This window comes from Azospirillum brasilense (genome assembly GCF_003349955.1).
Classification (GTDB): domain Bacteria; phylum Pseudomonadota; class Alphaproteobacteria; order Azospirillales; family Azospirillaceae; genus Azospirillum; species Azospirillum brasilense_B.
In genome coordinates, this window is record NZ_QLKQ01000014.1 from 84,592 (window position 1) to 100,161 (window position 15,570).

The following is a 15,570-nucleotide window of genomic DNA, read 5'->3' on the forward strand; positions in this document are numbered from 1 at the left end:
AGATCCGGCTTCAGCCGTCCTCGAGATGCAGCAGCGCCGCGGTGCCCAGCAGCACGCTGACGCAGGCCGGACTCCAGGCCGCCATGGCCAGCGGGATGGTTTCGGAGATGCCGAAGGTGCGGATCACGTCGGTCATCACGAACAGCACGAACCCGGTCAGCACACCGCCCGACACCATCGTCATCGTGCCGCCGCGCCGCGGCAGCCGCAGCGAGAAGGCCGCGGCGAACAGCACCATCGCCACGTAGAGCAGCGGCTGCGACAGCAGCGACTGGTAGTGCAGCCGGTGGCGGACCGCCGGGAACCCGGTGGCCTCCAGCGTGCGGATGAACTGCGGCAGCTCCCAGAAGGAGATCGTCTCCGGCGCGGCGAAGCTCTCCTCGATGGTGGTCCGGTTCAGCTCCGTCGGGATGACGTAGGTCGGGACCGCCTCCGATTCCTTCCGGCCGAGGTTGATCGTCGCGTCCTGCAGCTCCCACTTCCGGTCGCGCAGCACGGCGCGCGGCGCGTCCACCCGGCCGATGTAGGTCATGTTGCTGTCGAAGCGCAGGACGATGACCTGCGACATCTCGAAGGACAGCGGATTCACCCCGTCGGCGTGGATGAAATACTGCTCCCCCGCCTCCTGCTGGCGCAGCCAGAGACCGCTGCGCGAGACGTCGAAGCTGCTCGACTTCAGTTTCAGATAGCGGTCCTGGAGCTGGTTGTACTTGGCGATGAAGACGGCGCCCACCGGGTTGATCATCGTCACCTTCACAGCACCGATCATCAGGGCGGCGATCAGCACCGGGGTCAGGAACTGCCACGCCGAGACGCCGACCGCGCGGGCCACCACCAGCTCCGCGCTGCGCGTCAGCCGCCAGAAGGTGAACATGCCGCTGAACAGGATCACGAAGGGGAAGATCTGCTGGCCGATCTCCGGCAGCTTCAGCAAGGCCATGCGCAGGACCAGCCAGAAGGTGATGTCCGGCTTGGTTCCGGCGCGGCGCAGCAGCTCCACGACGTCGAGCAGGAGGATGATCGACAGCAGGATGCCGAGCAGCAGCAGGAACCAAGTGACGAACTGGCGCCCGATGTAGCGCGACAGCGTGGCGGATGAATACATGGGCTCCGGCCTCCCCGGCCGATCGACGGGCGGTACGCGGCGCGCCGGGGGTTTCCACCACGGCGTGCCGGGGCTATGTACTGCGGAAGGGCGCGGGAAACAACCGGTCCGCGCCTTGACAGGGCGCACGGGAAGGTCTTTATCCCAGGGTGGTTGCGGATCGATCCCACCCGCCCCGGCGCCCGCGCGCCGGCCGTCCCAGCCGAGAGGAGCCCGAGAGGAGCCGATGAAGTTCGCCTTTGCGAAGCCCGCGCTGCCCAAGTCCGGCACCGTCGCCGTCACCGTCGCCACCGATCGCGCGCTCGGCGCCGCGGGGCGGGATCTTGACCAGAAGACGGGCGGCACGCTGTCCCGCGCCATGAAGGCCAGCCGCTTCACCGGCAAGCGGGAGGAGACGCTGGCCATCCTCGCCCCCGCCGGGGTCGAGTTCGACCGAATCCTCCTGGTCGGCGTCGGCAAGGGCGAGGATCTGTCCGAGGCCACCCTCCAGGCCGTCGGCGGCGCCATCGTCGCCGCCCTTGACAAGTCCGGCGAGACGGAGGTTTCCGTCCTGCTCGACCTGCCGGACGGCGGCACCGTGGCCCCCGAAGACGCTGCGGCCGAACTCGCCTTCGGCGCGCAGCTCCGCTCCTACCGCTTCGACAAGTACCGGACGACCGAGAAGAAGGAGGCCAAGCCCTCCCTCAAGAAGATCATCGTCCTGACCGCGGAGCCGGACACCGCCAAGCGCGCCTATGGCCGTCTGGAGCCGCTGGCCGAGTCCGTCGCATACACCCGCGATCTGGTGTCGGAGCCGGCCAACGTCCTGAATCCGGAAAGCCTCGCCGACCGCTGCAAGGATCTGACCGACGTCGGCCTGCAGGTCGAGGTGCTTGACCTCAAGAAGCTGAGGAAGCTCGGCATGGGCGCGCTGATCGGCGTCGCCCAGGGCAGCGCCTTCGAGCCGCGCGTCGTCGTGATGCGCTGGGACGGCGCCCCCGACGCCGAGGACCGCCGCCCGCTCGCCTTCATCGGCAAGGGCGTGACCTTTGACACCGGCGGCATCTCCATCAAGCCCGCCGCCGGGATGGAGGACATGAAGTGGGACATGGGCGGCGCCGCGGTGGTCATCGGCACCATGCGCGCGCTCGCCGCCCGCAAGGCGAAGGTCAACGCCGTCGGCATCGTCGGTCTCGTGGAGAACATGCCGTCCGGCACCGCGCAGCGGCCCGGCGACGTGGTGACCTCGCTGTCCGGCCAGACCATCGAGGTGATCAACACCGACGCCGAAGGCCGCCTCGTCCTGGCCGACTGCCTGACCTACGCGCAGGAGACCTTCAAGCCGCGCCTGCTGGTCGACCTCGCCACCCTGACCGGTGCGGTCATCATCGCGCTGGGCCATGAGCATGCCGGCCTGTTCGCCAACGACGACTGGCTGGCCGAGAACCTGCTGGCCGCCGGCAAGTCGGTGGGCGAGCCGCTGTGGCGCCTGCCGATGGGCGACGCCTACGACAAGGACATCAACTCCGACATCGCCGACATGAAGAACGTCGGGTCGGGCCGCGGCGCCGGCAGCATCGTCGGCGCGCAGTTCCTCAAGCGCTTCGTCGAGGATCTGCCCTGGGCGCACATCGACATCGCCGGCGTCGCCTGGTCGAAGAAGGACACGGCCACCGTGCCGAAGGGCGGCACCGCCTTCGGCGTCCGCCTGCTCGACCGCTTCGTGGCGAGCTATCACGAGGGCAAGTGAGCGCCAGCCCTCGCCCCAGAGGAGCAAGGCAATCGCATTTGACTTTCATAGCCCTCTCCCCTCTGGGGAGAGGGTGGCCCGAAGGGCCGGTGAGGGGGTTGCGCGTGGCGGTGCGTCCGGCACAAGCGCAACCCCCTCACCCTAACCCTCTCCCCGGAGGGGAGAGGGGATTTCAAATGCGATCACCCTACCCAGAGGGGAGAGGGTCTTCTCGACGAGGGGCCATGACCGAGGTCCGTTTCTATCACCTCCAGCGGCGCACGCTCGAACAGGCGTTGCCGAAGATCCTGGAAAAGGTTCTGGAGCGCGGCTGGCGCGCCGTCGTCCTGGCCGGCTCGCCGGAGCGGGTGGACGCGCTCAATCAGCATTTGTGGACCTACGACCCCTCCTCGTTCCTGCCGCACGGCGCGGCGCGCGACGGCTTCGCCGCGGAACAGCCGGTCTGGCTGACCGCCGAGGAGGAGAACCCCAACGGGGCCACCGTCCTGGTGCAGGTGGACGGGGTGACCAGCGACGCCATGGGGTCCTTCGACCTCGTCTGCGATCTGTTCGACGGCAACGACGGGGACGCGGTGCTCGCCGCGCGCGACCGTTGGAAAGTCTGCAAGGCCGCCGGACATTCCCTCACCTACTGGCAACAAAACGACCGCGGCGGCTGGGAAAAGCGCGCCTAAAACCGACAAATTTTATATGCTTTGAAGCATGTTCCGAGTGATACCGCTAACGTTGCACAATATTGCATTCATTTGTCTCAACCGTTCTTGACGGGCCTCCTGTGCACAAGGTTAATCTAAAACCCGTAAAATCCCGCGGGGCGGCGCACAGGTGGAGGGCAATATGCAAAAGTGCGTCCGATGGGCTGGGACGGCTCCGCCATGACCCGCAGCGCTCTCGACCCCACCTTGGCGCGGGACGTCAAGGACGCCGCCATCCTCATCGTCGACGACAACGCCTCGAACGTCGATCTGGTGCGCGACATCCTGGTCCATGAGGGCTACACCGCCGTGCGGGGGGAAACCGACCCGCGCCGGGTCCCCGCCCTCTGCGAGGCGCAGCGCTTCGACCTCCTGCTGATCGACATCCGCATGCCGCACATGAGCGGCTTCGATCTGATGGAGCGCGTCAACGCCCTGTACGGCGACGATGTGGTGCCCATCCTGGTGCTGACCGCCCACACCGACCAGGAGACGCGGCGGCGCTCGCTGGAATTGGGAGCCAACGACTTCCTCACCAAGCCCTTCATCGCCTGGGAGCTGCTGCACCGCGTGCGCAGCGTGCTGGAGATCCGCAAGCTCTACCAGCGCGCGGCCACGCAGAACCGCGGGCTGGAGCGCCGCGTGTCGGAGCGCACGGCGGAACTCAGCGCCGCCCTGGAGGCCGCCCGGCAGGCCGACCGGGCCAAGCTCGACTTCCTCTCGGTGACCAGCCACGAACTGCGGACCCCCCTGAACGCAATCATCGGCTTCGCCGAGGTGCTGTCCAGCGAGGCGCATGGGCCGCTCGGGCATCGCGACTATCTGGACTATGTGCGGCTGATCGAGGAGAGCGGCAAGGCGCTGCTCGGCATGGTCAACAACATCCTCGACTTCACCCGCGGCTCGGGCGGCATCGACCTCGCCGAATCGACCATCGACCTGCCCGCCCTGCTGATCCACTGCATCGACCTTCTCGGCCCCAAGGCGCAGGCCAAGGCGCAGACCATCACGCTTCAGCCGGGGCCGCCCTTCACCTTGCGCGCCGACCGGCGCCGCCTGGGGGAGATGATCGTCCATCTGCTGGACAACGCGGTGAAGTTCGGCCACCGCAACGGGCACGTCGCGGTGCGGATCGCGCTCCAGGGCGGAATGGTCGCCATCGTGGTCGCCGACGACGGCCCCGGCGTCCCGCCGGAGATCGTCGAACACCTCTTCCGCCCGTTCATCCAGGGCGAACGCCCCCACGTGCGCCAGCATGAGGGGATCGGGCTGGGCCTGCCCATCGTCCGCCGCTTCGCCGAACTGCACGGCGGCAGCGTGGAGCTGGACAGCGCGCCGGGTCGCGGCACGACCGTGACCATCCTGCTGCCCGCCGCCCGCCTGACCGTTCCACCCATCGCCGGCTTGAAGGAAGCGCGGGCGCAGTAGCGACGCCGCGTCGCTTCCGGCGGAATGCGACAGCCGGCTTCGACCGGCCTATTCGGCGAGGCCGGGCTCCGGCAAGGGTTCCGCTCCGGCTTCGGCGGGGCTGGACGGCGCGGTTTCCGGCAGCCCCAGGAACAGGGCGGCCAGCGCGATCAGCGCCATGGCCCCGGCGGTGAGGAAGGCGGCGGAATAGCCGAAGCGGTCCACGATCACGCCGGTGACGAAGCCGCTGGTCGCGGCCCCCACCCCCTGCATCGTGGCGACCGCCCCGAAGGCGAGGTTGTAGCGCCCGGTTCCCCGCATCAGGTCGGCGATCACCAGCGGCGTCAGGGCTGTGAAGATCCCGGCGCCCACCCCGTCGAGAAGCTGGACGCCGATCAGCCACGCGCTGTTGTCCGACAGGGTGTAGAGGACGGCCCGCAAGGGCAGGATGGCGAAGCCGACCAGCAGGATCGGCTTGCGGCCCCATTGGTCCGCCGTCCGCCCGACCAGGACGGCGATGGGCAGCATGACGAGCTGGGCGGCGATGATGCAGGACGACATCATGACCGTCGCCCATTCCGGATGCGCCGCCGCCAGCTTCTGCCCGACCAGCGGCAGCAGCGGCGCGTTGGCGAAATGGAACAGCAGGGCGCAGATGCCGAAGATCAGCAGCGGCCGGCACCGGACCAGGATGCCCATGCCCGACACTTTTTCCCCGTCATCCGCGCCGCCGTTCGCCTCGCCCCCCGCCGATGCCTCCACCCCGCGCGCGCGGCGCTGGTCGATGGCGGCGGCCGGGATCGACAGGACGGCCAACGACGACAGGACGGCGAACACCGGGACCAGCAGGAAGACCGCCTGCTGCGAGAACAGCCAGCCGACCAGCCCGGCGAGCGCCGCCACGGCGACGTTGCCCGCATGGTCGAAGGCGGCGTTGCGCCCCATCCGCCGGGCGAGCATCCGCTGCGGGACGAGGCCGAGGGTCAGGGCCGCCACCGCCGGGCCGAACACGTCCCCCACCACCGCGATCAGCGTGTTCGCGATCAGCACCGGCCAGAAGTTGGGGAACAGGTAGATGCACAGCGCCCCCACGCCCAGCACGACCAGCGCCAGGACGATGGCCTCGCGCTTGCGGTGGGTGGCGTCGATGGCCGCGCCGATCGGCGTCTGCACGGCGAGCCCGAGCCATCCGGCGAGGCTCGTCACCAAGCCGACCTCCGACTGGCTCCAATGCTGCTGGGTCACCAGAAAGACGTTCAGGTAGGGGCCAAGCGCCCCCCGCACGTCCGCCAGCAGGAAATTCACGGCATCCAGCGACGCCGGCCGGAAGCCGCGGCCGGTTTCGTCCGAAGGCGCCGGCTCCCGTCCATGTCTGTCAGCAGGCAACGCGCTCTCCCTTCCAAAGTTCTGGCAGAAAGACCGCGGCCAGACGCAAAGGTTAGGAACAGCGGGCACCGCAAAATGGCACCATGGAACGGGTTGCCCAAGATGATCGTGGCGGAGCGATCAGATCACCTCAAAGCTTCGAAAAATGAAAAGTTGCTGCGATTGCTTGCAGTCACAACCGAAAACTGCGCATCGAGCAATTTTCGAAGCTCTTCGCGTTACATCGTTTCCGTACGCATGAGATCGCCCAGCTTGTCGAGCAGATAATCCAGATCCTCGGCCGCCAGATCCTCGTACTGTGTCAGGATGCGCTCGATCACCCGGCGGCGGTGGCGTTCGATGTCGTATGCCTCGCCGTCGTAGGGGGTTTCCTTCAGCACGTCCAAGGCGATCCGGCAGGCCGGCAGCAGGACCGGCGGCTGCTTCGCCTTGTCGTAGATGGATTTCAGCCCCAGACGCCCCGCGTCGTGGATCAGCAGGCGGGCGTTGGTCAGCGGCACGTTGGCCAGATAGGACAGCGCCGTCTCGAAAAAGGCGCTGTCGCCCATGCACAGCGCCCGCAACAGAAGCGACGGCGTCAAACGGCCGCTGCGCGAGAGCTGCGCGACCAGCCGCTCCAGCGCGCCCTCGTCACTCTCTCCGGAGAAGAGCGAAACGGTGGCGCGTTCGCGGCTTTGCAGGATCAAGTCGGCGGCGACCTTGGCCGGAAGGTCGTGGTTGGTCACCAGATGCTGCTGAAGCTTCTCCGAAACCACGGCGACCAGCCGCTCGGCGATGGTGATCGGCAGGCGGGCGCGCTGGACCAGCGGCTCCTGCACGGTTTCGCTGTCGGCGAAACGCTCGATGACCCGGCCGAGCGTCTGCTCGCCGAGGTCCGCGCTCTCGTTGGCGACCAGGACCGCCACCGCCCCTTCCGACGCGGTGTCGATCAGCGCGTCGGCGACGCTGGCCGACAGGGCCGGGCGCTGCGCGATGGCGGTGTGCTTGGCGTCCGTGCCCGTCCGCACCAGTTCGACGAGGTCGGCGTCGGTCAGCACGGTGGAGACGCTGAGCACCGGGATGGCCACCGCCTCCACGTCGCGCGCCAGCATCAGCGCGACGTCGCGCGGCAGCGCCGGGTTGGCCTTGAGGTTCTCGGCCAGCGACTGGCGGACGCGCACCACGGCGTCGCGCGCCATGAAGCGGATGATGTCCTCGGCGAGCCGGCGCTCGCTGTCCGACAAGGTGGTTGCGGAGAACTGCTTGGCGATCTTGACCGCCAGTTCGGAACGGCTGTTCGGCGACGGGTCCGACAACAGCCGGGACACGTCGTCCTTGGTGAGTTGGTCGCTCATGGGTCCCTGACCCTTTCCTGCCCTGCGTCGCTCCCCGCGCCTCGGATTCGTGCATCAGCGGGAGCGAATGTATTCAGGTCATGATCGGACCAAAGCATTGAGCCTTTGTTAACGACGATTGCCGGCGGCGGCGGCTTCCCGCCGGCCGCCCCTCACCAACCCCGATGCCGGTGATGGTGACGGGGACCGGGACCGCCGTGATGGCCCCCGCGATAGCCGCCATAATAGCCGCCGTAGTAGGGCCGGCCATAGGCGACGGGCGGGGGTCCGTAATGGCGATACTGCGGGCGCTCGTAATAGCCATAGCCATAGGACCGGTGTCCATAGCCGTAGACGGGAGCGGGCGTCCCGGCGGCGACGTAGCACCCGGACAGCAGAAGCGCGGCGAAGGTCAGAAGGGACAGCGAGCGGAGCGTCGTCATTGGCGTTCCTGTGCCAGGGATCGCGGCCCGGCGGGCGGGCCGTACTGACCGGATGAACGCCTGGAACGGGGATATTATTCCGCGGATGACGCCGCGGTCAGCGCCGTCCGCGGCGGCCCTGCTTCTTCGGAGCGCCCTCGGGAATGCCGCGGCCCTGGCGGGCGGAGCTGATGCCGATGCTGCCCGGCTGCTCCAGCCCCAGGTCCATCGCCTCCAACCGGCGGAGTTCGTCGCGCAGGCGGGCGGCCTCCTCGAACTCCAGGTCGGCGGCGGCGGCCTTCATGCGCTTCTCCATGTCGGCCATCACGGACTTCAGGTTGTGGCCGACCAGTTCCGTCGCGTTCAGGCCGGTCTTGACGGTGACGTGGTCGCCGCGCTCGTAGACGCTCTCCAGGATGTCGCCGATGGCCTTCTTCACGGATTCGGGCGTGATGCCGTGCTCCAGATTGTAGGCCCGCTGCTTCTCGCGGCGGCGCGCCGTCTCGTCGATGGCGTACTGCATGCTGCCGGTGATCTTGTCGGCGTAGAGGATCGCCCGCCCCTCGACGTTGCGGGCGGCGCGGCCGATGGTCTGGATCAGCGAGGTCTTGGAGCGCAGATAGCCCTCCTTGTCGGCGTCCAGGATGGCGACTAGCGAGCATTCGGGGATGTCCAGCCCCTCGCGCAGCAGGTTGATGCCGACCAGCACGTCGTAGGCGCCGAGCCGCAGGTCGCGGATGATCTCGATGCGCTCCAAAGTCTCCACGTCGGAGTGGATGTAGCGCACGCGCAGACCCGCCTCGTGCATGTATTCGGTCAGCGCCTCGGCCATCTTCTTGGTCAGCGTGGTGACCAGCACGCGGTTGCCCTTCGCCACCACCTCCTTGCACTCGTGGATCAGGTCGTCCACCTGCGTTTCGGTGGGGCGGATGATCACCTCCGGGTCGATCAGGCCGGTCGGGCGGACCACCTGCTCGGCGAAGACGCCGCCGGTGCGCTCCATCTCCCAGGGGCCGGGGGTGGCCGAGACGAAGACCGTCTGCGGGCGCATGCCCTCCCATTCCTCGAACTTCAGCGGGCGGTTGTCCATGGCGCTGGGCAGGCGGAAGCCGTATTCGGACAGCGTCTCCTTGCGCATACGGTCGCCGCGGTACATGCCGCCGATCTGCGGCACCATGACGTGGCTTTCATCCACGATCAGCAGCGCGTCGCCCGGCAGATACTCGAACAGCGTCGGCGGCGGCTCGCCCGCCGCTCGGCCGGTCAGGTAGCGGGAATAGTTCTCGATGCCGGCGCAGGCACCGGTGGCCGCCATCATCTCGATGTCGAAGGTCGTGCGCTGCTCCAGCCGCTGCGCCTCCAGCAGCTTGCCCTGGGCGTTGAACTCCTCCAGCCGGAGCTTCAGCTCGCGCTTGATCTGCTCGATGGCCTGATTGAGCGTCGGCTTGGGCGTCACATAGTGGCTGTTGGGATAGATGCGGACGGCCTCCAGCGAGGCGATCTTCTCGCCGGTCAGCGGATCGATCTCGTGGATGCCCTCGATCTCGTCGCCGAACAGCGAGATGCGCCAGGCCCGGTCCTCCATGTGGGCGGGGAACAGCTCCACCGTGTCGCCGCGCACCCGGAACAGGCCGCGCCCGAAGGCCGCGTCGTTGCGCTTGTACTGAAGCTCGGTCAGCTTGCGCAGCAGGTCGGGCTGGGCGACCACCTGCCCCTTGCGCAGATCGACGGTCATCTCCGAATAGGTCTCGACGGAGCCGATGCCGTAGATGCAGGACACCGACGCCACGATGATGACGTCGTCCCGCTCCAGCAGCGCCCGCGTCGCCGAGTGGCGCATCCGGTCGATCTGCTCGTTGATCGAGGACTCCTTCTCGATGAAGGTGTCGGTGCGCGGCACGTAGGCTTCCGGCTGGTAGTAGTCGTAGTAGGAGACGAAGTATTCCACCGCGTTGTTCGGGAAGAAGGACTTCATCTCGCCATAGAGCTGCGCCGCCAGCGTCTTGTTCGGGGCGAGCACCAGGGTGGGGCGCTGAACGTGCTGGATGACGTGCGCCATGGTGAAGGTCTTGCCGGACCCGGTGACGCCGAGCAGCACCTGATCCTTCTCGCCGGCGCGCAGCCCCTCGGTCAGCTCCCCGATGGCGCGCGGCTGGTCGCCGGAGGGTTTGAACTCCGACACCAGTTCGAACTTCTTGCCGGCCTCCAGCTTGGGCAGGGACTTCTGCGGGAGGGCGGTCAGGACGGGATGGGACATGCCGGTGCGCTCGCGCCAGGGGTACGGAACGGGAACCGAGTATATGGCCCACCCCACCCCCGCTGTCGAGCGTGGGCTTGTCCGGGGGCTGCTGCAAGTTGGTTTCACATTGCCAATGCCATTTTTGGCATTGACCGCATGCCTGTTCTGGCATATTCCTCTATGGGCAATCTGCAGAAGCAGAAATTAGAAAAAATCTGTTGTGGAAGGACCCCTTCATGCCCGCGGTCAAGGAAATTTCTCTAACCGATAAAGTTCAAGGAACAAGAAATGTCATCAGAAGAAAGGGCTGTTTTGTGGGTTTCCAGCGCCAAAACTGATCTCCTGAGGTTTCCTGACGCCGTCAAAAGAACAATCGGCTTTGCTGTCCATCTGGCACAAATCGGCCTGAAGCATGAGCAAGCCAAGCCTTTGCATGGCTTCGGCGGCGCTTCGGTGCTGGAGGTCGTGGAGGATCATCGCGGAGATGCCTACCGGGCCGTTTACACGGTTCGCTTCGAGGACGCCGTGATCGTGCTTCATGCCTTCCAGAAGAAGTCCAAACGAGGAATTGCCACACCAGCCCACGAGATCGACCTGATCCGTCAGCGGTTGAAGGTGGCGGAGGAGTTGTACGCGCAATGGAAGACAGGAAAGACGAAAGCAAGCTGACGCTCGCCGAGGGAAGCGGCAACGTCTTTGCCGACCTGGGCTTGGCGGATGCCGAGGAAACCATGGCGAAGGCGCGGCTGGCCGGACAGATCGCGCTCGCCATCCGCGACTTGGACCTGACGCAGAAGCAGGCTGCGGAGCGCATGGGTCTGGATCAACCCAAAGTGTCCGCATTGATTCGCGGGAAGCTCACGGGATTTTCAATCGAGCGGCTGGTGCGCGGGCTGGTGGCGCTCGGACGCGATGTCGAAATCACGGTCCGCCCGAAACCGGACTCGCGGGATCATGCGCGCGTCGTGGTGATGGAGCGATAAGCGCTTTGCAACGCTTGCCCTCTCCCTGGCCCTCCCCCGCAATGCAGGGGAGGGAAAAAAGGGCGTGCCCCTTACCCGCGCACCAACGCGTCGTAGTCCTTCACCAGCGTCTCGCAGACGCGGCCCGGCGTGAAGCGGTAATCGCCGATCCGACCGACTGGCGTCACCTCCGCCGCCGTGCCGGTCAGGAAGACCTCCTGGGTGTTCGCCAGTTCGTCGGGCTGGATGTGGCGCTCGACGACCTCGATGCCGCGGGCCTTGGCGAGGTCGATCACCGTGCGGCGGGTGATGCCGTCCAGGAAACAGTCGGGCTTCGGCGTGTGGATCTTGCCGTCCATCACCAGGAACAGGTTCGCCCCGGTCGCCTCCGCCAGATAGCCGCGGTAGTCGAGCATCAGCGCGTCCTGGTAGCCCTCGGCCTCGGCCGCGTGCTTGGACAGCGTGCAGATCATGTAGAGGCCCGCCGCCTTCGACGCCGTCGGCGCCGTGTCCGGGGCCGGGCGGCGCCACGGCGCCCAGGTCAGCGTGATGCCGGCCATCTTCGCCTCGGGGCTGAAATAGCTCGGCCACTGCCAGACGGCGATGGCGACGTGGATGCGGCTGTCCTGCGCCGCCACGCCCATCATCTCGCTGCCGCGCCACGCCACCGGGCGGACATAGGCGTCGGTGAAGCCCATCGCCTTCACCGTCTCGTTGGTCGCGGCGTCGATCTCCGCCACGGAATAGGGCAGCTCGAAGCCGAGGATGCGGGCCGAGGCGGCCAGACGCTCGCTGTGCTCGGTCAGCTTGAACACCGTGCCGTTGTAGACGCGCTCGCCTTCGAACACGCAGCTCGCGTAATGCAGGCCGTGCGACAGGACGTGCAGATTCGCGTCGCGCCACGGCACCAGCGCGCCGTCGTACCAGATCACGCCGTCGCGGTCGTCGAAGGGAAGGATGGACATGGCGGCTCCCACCTTGGTCTTTGGCCCGTTGCTCGGGACTTGGAATGGAATTGTCGAAAGCCGCGCTTGTCTCGCGGGCTTTGTTCGTTTATGTCTGGCTTATTGACCCATTTGTAACGAATCGCACCGATCACGTCAACATGGCTGACATAAAAGCGGGCGTGAACCAGCTTTTCCTGCGCGAAGAGGAACTTCGCACGGGCATGGAGCTGCTGTTCTACGCCTATCGGGAATTCACCGCGGAGCCGGACGAGATCCTGGCGCAGATCGGCTTCGGCCGGGCGCACCACCGCGTCATCTATTTCGTCGGGCGCTACCCGAAGATCACCGTGTCGGAGCTTCTGGCGATCCTCAAGATCACCAAGCAGAGCCTGTCGCGCGTGCTGGGGGAGCTGGTCCGGCAGGAATTCATCCAGCAGCAGACGGGCGTGCGGGACCGGCGGCAGCGTCTGCTGGAACTGACGGAAAAAGGCGTGGAGCTGGAACGCCAGCTTTCCGAAACGCAGCGGCAGCGGATCGCCCGCGCCTACCGCATGGCCGGGGCGGAGGCCGTGGAGGGCTTCCGCAAGGTGATGCTGGGCATGATGGACGAGGAGGACCGGGTGAAGTTCGCGCCCCCGGTGCCGGCCCGGCTCGCCGCCGTGAAGCGGTAGGAACCGGACCGGAAACCAGTCGTCACCCCCCGGTCAACTCACTCCTTGGCCGGGGTCGGGGCCGGTTCGGCGGCGGCGGCGGCGGCGGGAGCCGCGTCCGCCGGCGGCGTGCCGGCGGCGCCCTCCGTCCCGTCCTTTGCCGTGGCGTTCGCGGCGCCGCGGCGGCGGAAGGACGTGCGCTTGTACACCACGCTGTCCGAAGACCCCGGCGGGCACTGAACGATTTTACCCCCCTTCGCCAGAAACTCGCGGGTCATGGAGTCGAGATCATTCCGATCCGCGCTGCGGTTATCGGATGCCATGCATGCCTCCTGTGATCGTCATCGTGCCCCATGGCACCATCCGGGCGGTCCCGATGGTCCATGGAGCATGCGTTTCTTTTGTGAAGCGGCTGTTACAGGATTGGGGGCAACCGGTTTCTGAACGGGCGGCCCCTGAACGGGCGGCCCCGGCAAAAACCGGGGCTGAAGATCACGCCTCCTTCAGGTTGGCCGCGGCGCTCTTGCCCTTCTTGGGGTCGCGCTGGAGTTCGTAGGACAGCTTCTGGCCTTCATGAATGTTGATGCCCGACCGCTCAACGGCGGAGATGTGGACGAACACGTCGGCCGTCCCGTCATCCGGCTGAATGAAGCCGTAGCCCTTGGTGGTGTTGAACCATTTCACGGTTCCAGTAGCCATCTGGCAGTTCCTTGAACGAGGTTTCCCATAGCGCTCGTGCCACGGGTTCACATCAAATCACCGAGGGGAAGGACCAGACGCAGCGATCTGCAAGCGGACCGTAGACCCAAAGAAATTCGACTCTTTTCATGTGGGGATCGAAAGGCCTTGATGCAACCCGAACCCTTCGGACAAAGCCCCGCGCACTTGTTTCGACTCACGACTCTTGCCTCGTTCGTCGGTGTCGGCCCTGCCCTTCGGCGGAGTTGTCCCCGGCTTGTTGCTTAGCCCATAGTTTTGGCGATCCGATTCTTTTGTCTTAGCTTTCGTAAAGGAGCGGCGGCATGCAGCGTGCCCACCTCGTGGCCGCTTTCCTGACCTTTGCCGCCTTGTGCGTCGGCGTGTCCGCCCTGTCGGTGTCGCGCGACCGCCACGCCACCCTGGAACAGGCCCGCCGCGAGTTCACCGCCACCGCCCACCTTCTCGACGAGCACGCCAGCCGCGCCATCGAAGCGGGGGACGCCCAATTGCGCATGCTGCTGGACGCGCTGGAGCGGTGGGACCGCCGCGATCCCGCCGAAGGGCGGCGCATCCAGGAGGCGATGCGCGCCCGCACCGAACGCCTGCCGCAGATCGCCGGAGTCTGGGTGCTCGACGCGCAGGGCCGGCTGCTTCTGGACAGCGCTGAACACCCGCCGCCGCGCCGTGACCTGTCGGAGCGGGATTATGCCCAGGCCCATCTGGGCGTCACCCAGGGACCACCGCCGGCGCTCCATGTCGGATCTTATCTGCCCGCGGGCCCGGGCATCAGCCAGGGGCGATTCACCATCAGCCGCGCCCTGCGCGACGAGGAGGGAGCGCTGCAGGCGATTGCGGTCGCCGGCATCCAGAACACCTATTTCTCGCAGATGTACGGCGAGGCCGGCTGGGGCGAGGGCGCCCGGCTGGCCCTGTTCACCAGCGGCAAGGAGAAGCTGGCGGAGTGGCCGCCGGACAGCGCCGTCGCCCCGCCCGACGCCGCCTGGCCCCAGCCCTGGGACCCGCCGGGCGGACCGGCGGTCATCGAGGGCACGCGGATCACCGCCGCGCGGATGCTGACCGGCCTCCCGATCGTTGTGGTCGCGAGCCGTCCCCTGGCCGAGGTGCTTGCCCCTTGGCGCGAACGCGCGCTGTGGACCACGGCGGTCAGCGGCGGCATCCTGACCGGAGCGACGGTGCTGTTCGCCTTCGCGCTGGCAGGCGCCCGGCGGGAGGAGGCGGTGCGGGCGGAACTCCTGCGCGCCAACCAGAGCCTGGACGAGCGCGTCCGCCAGCGCACGGCGGATCTGGAGAAGGCCCTGCGCAGCGCGGAGACGGCCAGCCTCGCCAAGATGAAGGTGCTGGCGACGGTCAGCCACGACCTGCGCCAACCCCTGCAGGGTCTGGCCGCCTTCCACGAGCTGCTGCTGAAGGAGGCGCCGAACCCGACGCTCCAGCAGCTCGGCGCCATGGCCTCGGCGTCGCTCCAGGCCGGGCAGCGGCTGCTGGACGATCTTCTGACCCTGTCCCGGCTGGAGGCCGGCGTGGTGCCGGTGGAGATCGGCGCCTTTCCGCTCGCCCCGCTGCTGGACCAGCTCGCCGCCGAACTGCGGGCGGAGGCGGAGGGCAAGGGCCTGCGGCTGACCGTGATGCCCACCAAAGCCTGGGTGTGCAGCGATCCCGCGCGGCTCCAGCCGATCCTGCGCAACCTGCTGTCCAACGCCGTCAAATACACGGCGCGCGGCGGCGTGGTCGTCGGGGTGCGGCGGCGCGGCGACGGCCTGCGGGTGGAGGTCTGGGACAGCGGCCAGGGCATCGCCAAGGCGGAGCTGGGCACGATCTGGGAGGAGTTCTACCAGATCGGCAACCCCGCCCGCGACGGGTCGCGCGGCGCCGGCCTCGGCCTGTCCATCGTCGAGCGCACCGCCCGCCTGCTCGGCCACCCGCTGGAGGTCCGGTCGCGGGTCGGCCGCGGCTCGGTCTTCGCCGTCACCCTGCCCCACGCTCCCACCACCGCCG

15 protein-coding genes are annotated in these 15,570 nt (G+C 67.4%); 7 read left to right on the top strand and 8 right to left on the bottom strand.

Annotation, left to right across the window (positions count from 1 at the left end; all coding sequences use genetic code 11):
* Positions 1–10 precede the first annotated feature (10 nt).
* Positions 11–1,105 (bottom strand): LPS export ABC transporter permease LptG, encoded by a 1,095-nt coding sequence (gene lptG / locus DXK32_RS08905; protein WP_114858174.1) that lies wholly within the window; start codon positions 1,103–1,105, stop codon positions 11–13.
* Positions 1,106–1,331: 226 nt separating this feature from the next.
* On the opposite strand from lptG, the gene DXK32_RS08910 reads away from it, so the two are divergent.
* The 3 genes from DXK32_RS08910 (at position 1,332) to DXK32_RS08920 (ending at position 4,957) form a co-directional block, all read left to right on the top strand.
* Complete coding sequence (locus DXK32_RS08910; RefSeq protein ID WP_114858175.1) at positions 1,332–2,834, top strand: leucyl aminopeptidase; 1,503 nt, start codon at positions 1,332–1,334, stop codon at positions 2,832–2,834.
* A gap of 224 nt (positions 2,835–3,058) precedes the next feature.
* Positions 3,059–3,508 (top strand): DNA polymerase III subunit chi, encoded by a 450-nt coding sequence (locus tag DXK32_RS08915; protein ID WP_114858176.1) that lies wholly within the window; start codon positions 3,059–3,061, stop codon positions 3,506–3,508.
* Between the two features lie 201 nt (positions 3,509–3,709).
* Positions 3,710–4,957 carry an ATP-binding response regulator gene (locus tag DXK32_RS08920; protein WP_114858192.1) on the top strand — a complete coding sequence of 416 codons (1,248 nt, stop codon included), beginning with the start codon at positions 3,710–3,712 and terminating at the stop codon, positions 4,955–4,957.
* A 48-nt stretch (positions 4,958–5,005) separates the two neighbouring features.
* Here DXK32_RS08920 and DXK32_RS08925 read toward each other — a convergent pair whose 3' ends face one another.
* The 4 genes from DXK32_RS08925 to uvrB all read right to left on the bottom strand — a co-directional run bounded on the left by DXK32_RS08925 (position 5,006) and on the right by uvrB (position 10,314).
* Positions 5,006–6,322, bottom strand: coding sequence for an MFS transporter (locus DXK32_RS08925; protein WP_114858177.1), 1,317 nt, complete (start codon positions 6,320–6,322; stop codon positions 5,006–5,008).
* A gap of 218 nt (positions 6,323–6,540) precedes the next feature.
* Positions 6,541–7,656, bottom strand: coding sequence for a DUF2336 domain-containing protein (locus DXK32_RS08930; RefSeq protein ID WP_114858178.1), 1,116 nt, complete (start codon positions 7,654–7,656; stop codon positions 6,541–6,543).
* A gap of 152 nt (positions 7,657–7,808) precedes the next feature.
* Entirely contained in the window at positions 7,809–8,078 is a 270-nt protein-coding gene (locus DXK32_RS08935) for a neuropeptide-like protein 29 (RefSeq protein ID WP_114858179.1), read from the bottom strand.
* 97 nt (positions 8,079–8,175) lie between these two features.
* The gene (uvrB, locus tag DXK32_RS08940; RefSeq protein ID WP_114858180.1) at positions 8,176–10,314 is read right to left on the bottom strand and encodes an excinuclease ABC subunit UvrB; all 2,139 of its coding nucleotides are present in this window, start codon (positions 10,312–10,314) and stop codon (positions 8,176–8,178) included.
* Between the two features lie 270 nt (positions 10,315–10,584).
* On the opposite strand from uvrB, the gene DXK32_RS08945 reads away from it, so the two are divergent.
* On the top strand, positions 10,585–10,965 hold the full coding sequence (locus DXK32_RS08945) for a type II toxin-antitoxin system RelE/ParE family toxin (RefSeq protein WP_114858181.1): 381 nt from the start codon (positions 10,585–10,587) through the stop codon (positions 10,963–10,965).
* Complete coding sequence (locus tag DXK32_RS08950; protein ID WP_114858182.1) at positions 10,935–11,279, top strand: helix-turn-helix domain-containing protein; 345 nt, start codon at positions 10,935–10,937, stop codon at positions 11,277–11,279. The genes DXK32_RS08945 and DXK32_RS08950 overlap by 31 nt, the downstream gene beginning before the upstream one ends.
* A 71-nt stretch (positions 11,280–11,350) precedes the next feature.
* On the opposite strand, the gene DXK32_RS08955 is transcribed toward DXK32_RS08950, so the two are convergent.
* Positions 11,351–12,223 (bottom strand): branched-chain amino acid aminotransferase, encoded by an 873-nt coding sequence (locus DXK32_RS08955; protein WP_114858183.1) that lies wholly within the window; start codon positions 12,221–12,223, stop codon positions 11,351–11,353.
* Between the two features lie 140 nt (positions 12,224–12,363).
* On the opposite strand from DXK32_RS08955, the gene DXK32_RS08960 reads away from it, so the two are divergent.
* On the top strand, positions 12,364–12,876 hold the full coding sequence (locus tag DXK32_RS08960) for a MarR family winged helix-turn-helix transcriptional regulator (RefSeq protein WP_035676767.1): 513 nt from the start codon (positions 12,364–12,366) through the stop codon (positions 12,874–12,876).
* Positions 12,877–12,914: 38 nt separating this feature from the next.
* On the opposite strand, the gene DXK32_RS08965 is transcribed toward DXK32_RS08960, so the two are convergent.
* Complete coding sequence (locus tag DXK32_RS08965; RefSeq protein WP_114858184.1) at positions 12,915–13,178, bottom strand: hypothetical protein; 264 nt, start codon at positions 13,176–13,178, stop codon at positions 12,915–12,917.
* A gap of 169 nt (positions 13,179–13,347) precedes the next feature.
* Positions 13,348–13,554 (bottom strand): cold-shock protein, encoded by a 207-nt coding sequence (locus DXK32_RS08970; protein ID WP_014197503.1) that lies wholly within the window; start codon positions 13,552–13,554, stop codon positions 13,348–13,350.
* Between the two features lie 323 nt (positions 13,555–13,877).
* On the opposite strand from DXK32_RS08970, the gene DXK32_RS08975 reads away from it, so the two are divergent.
* A partial coding sequence (locus tag DXK32_RS08975) for a sensor histidine kinase (RefSeq protein WP_162801119.1) occupies positions 13,878–15,570 on the top strand: 1,693 nt, incomplete at its 3' end.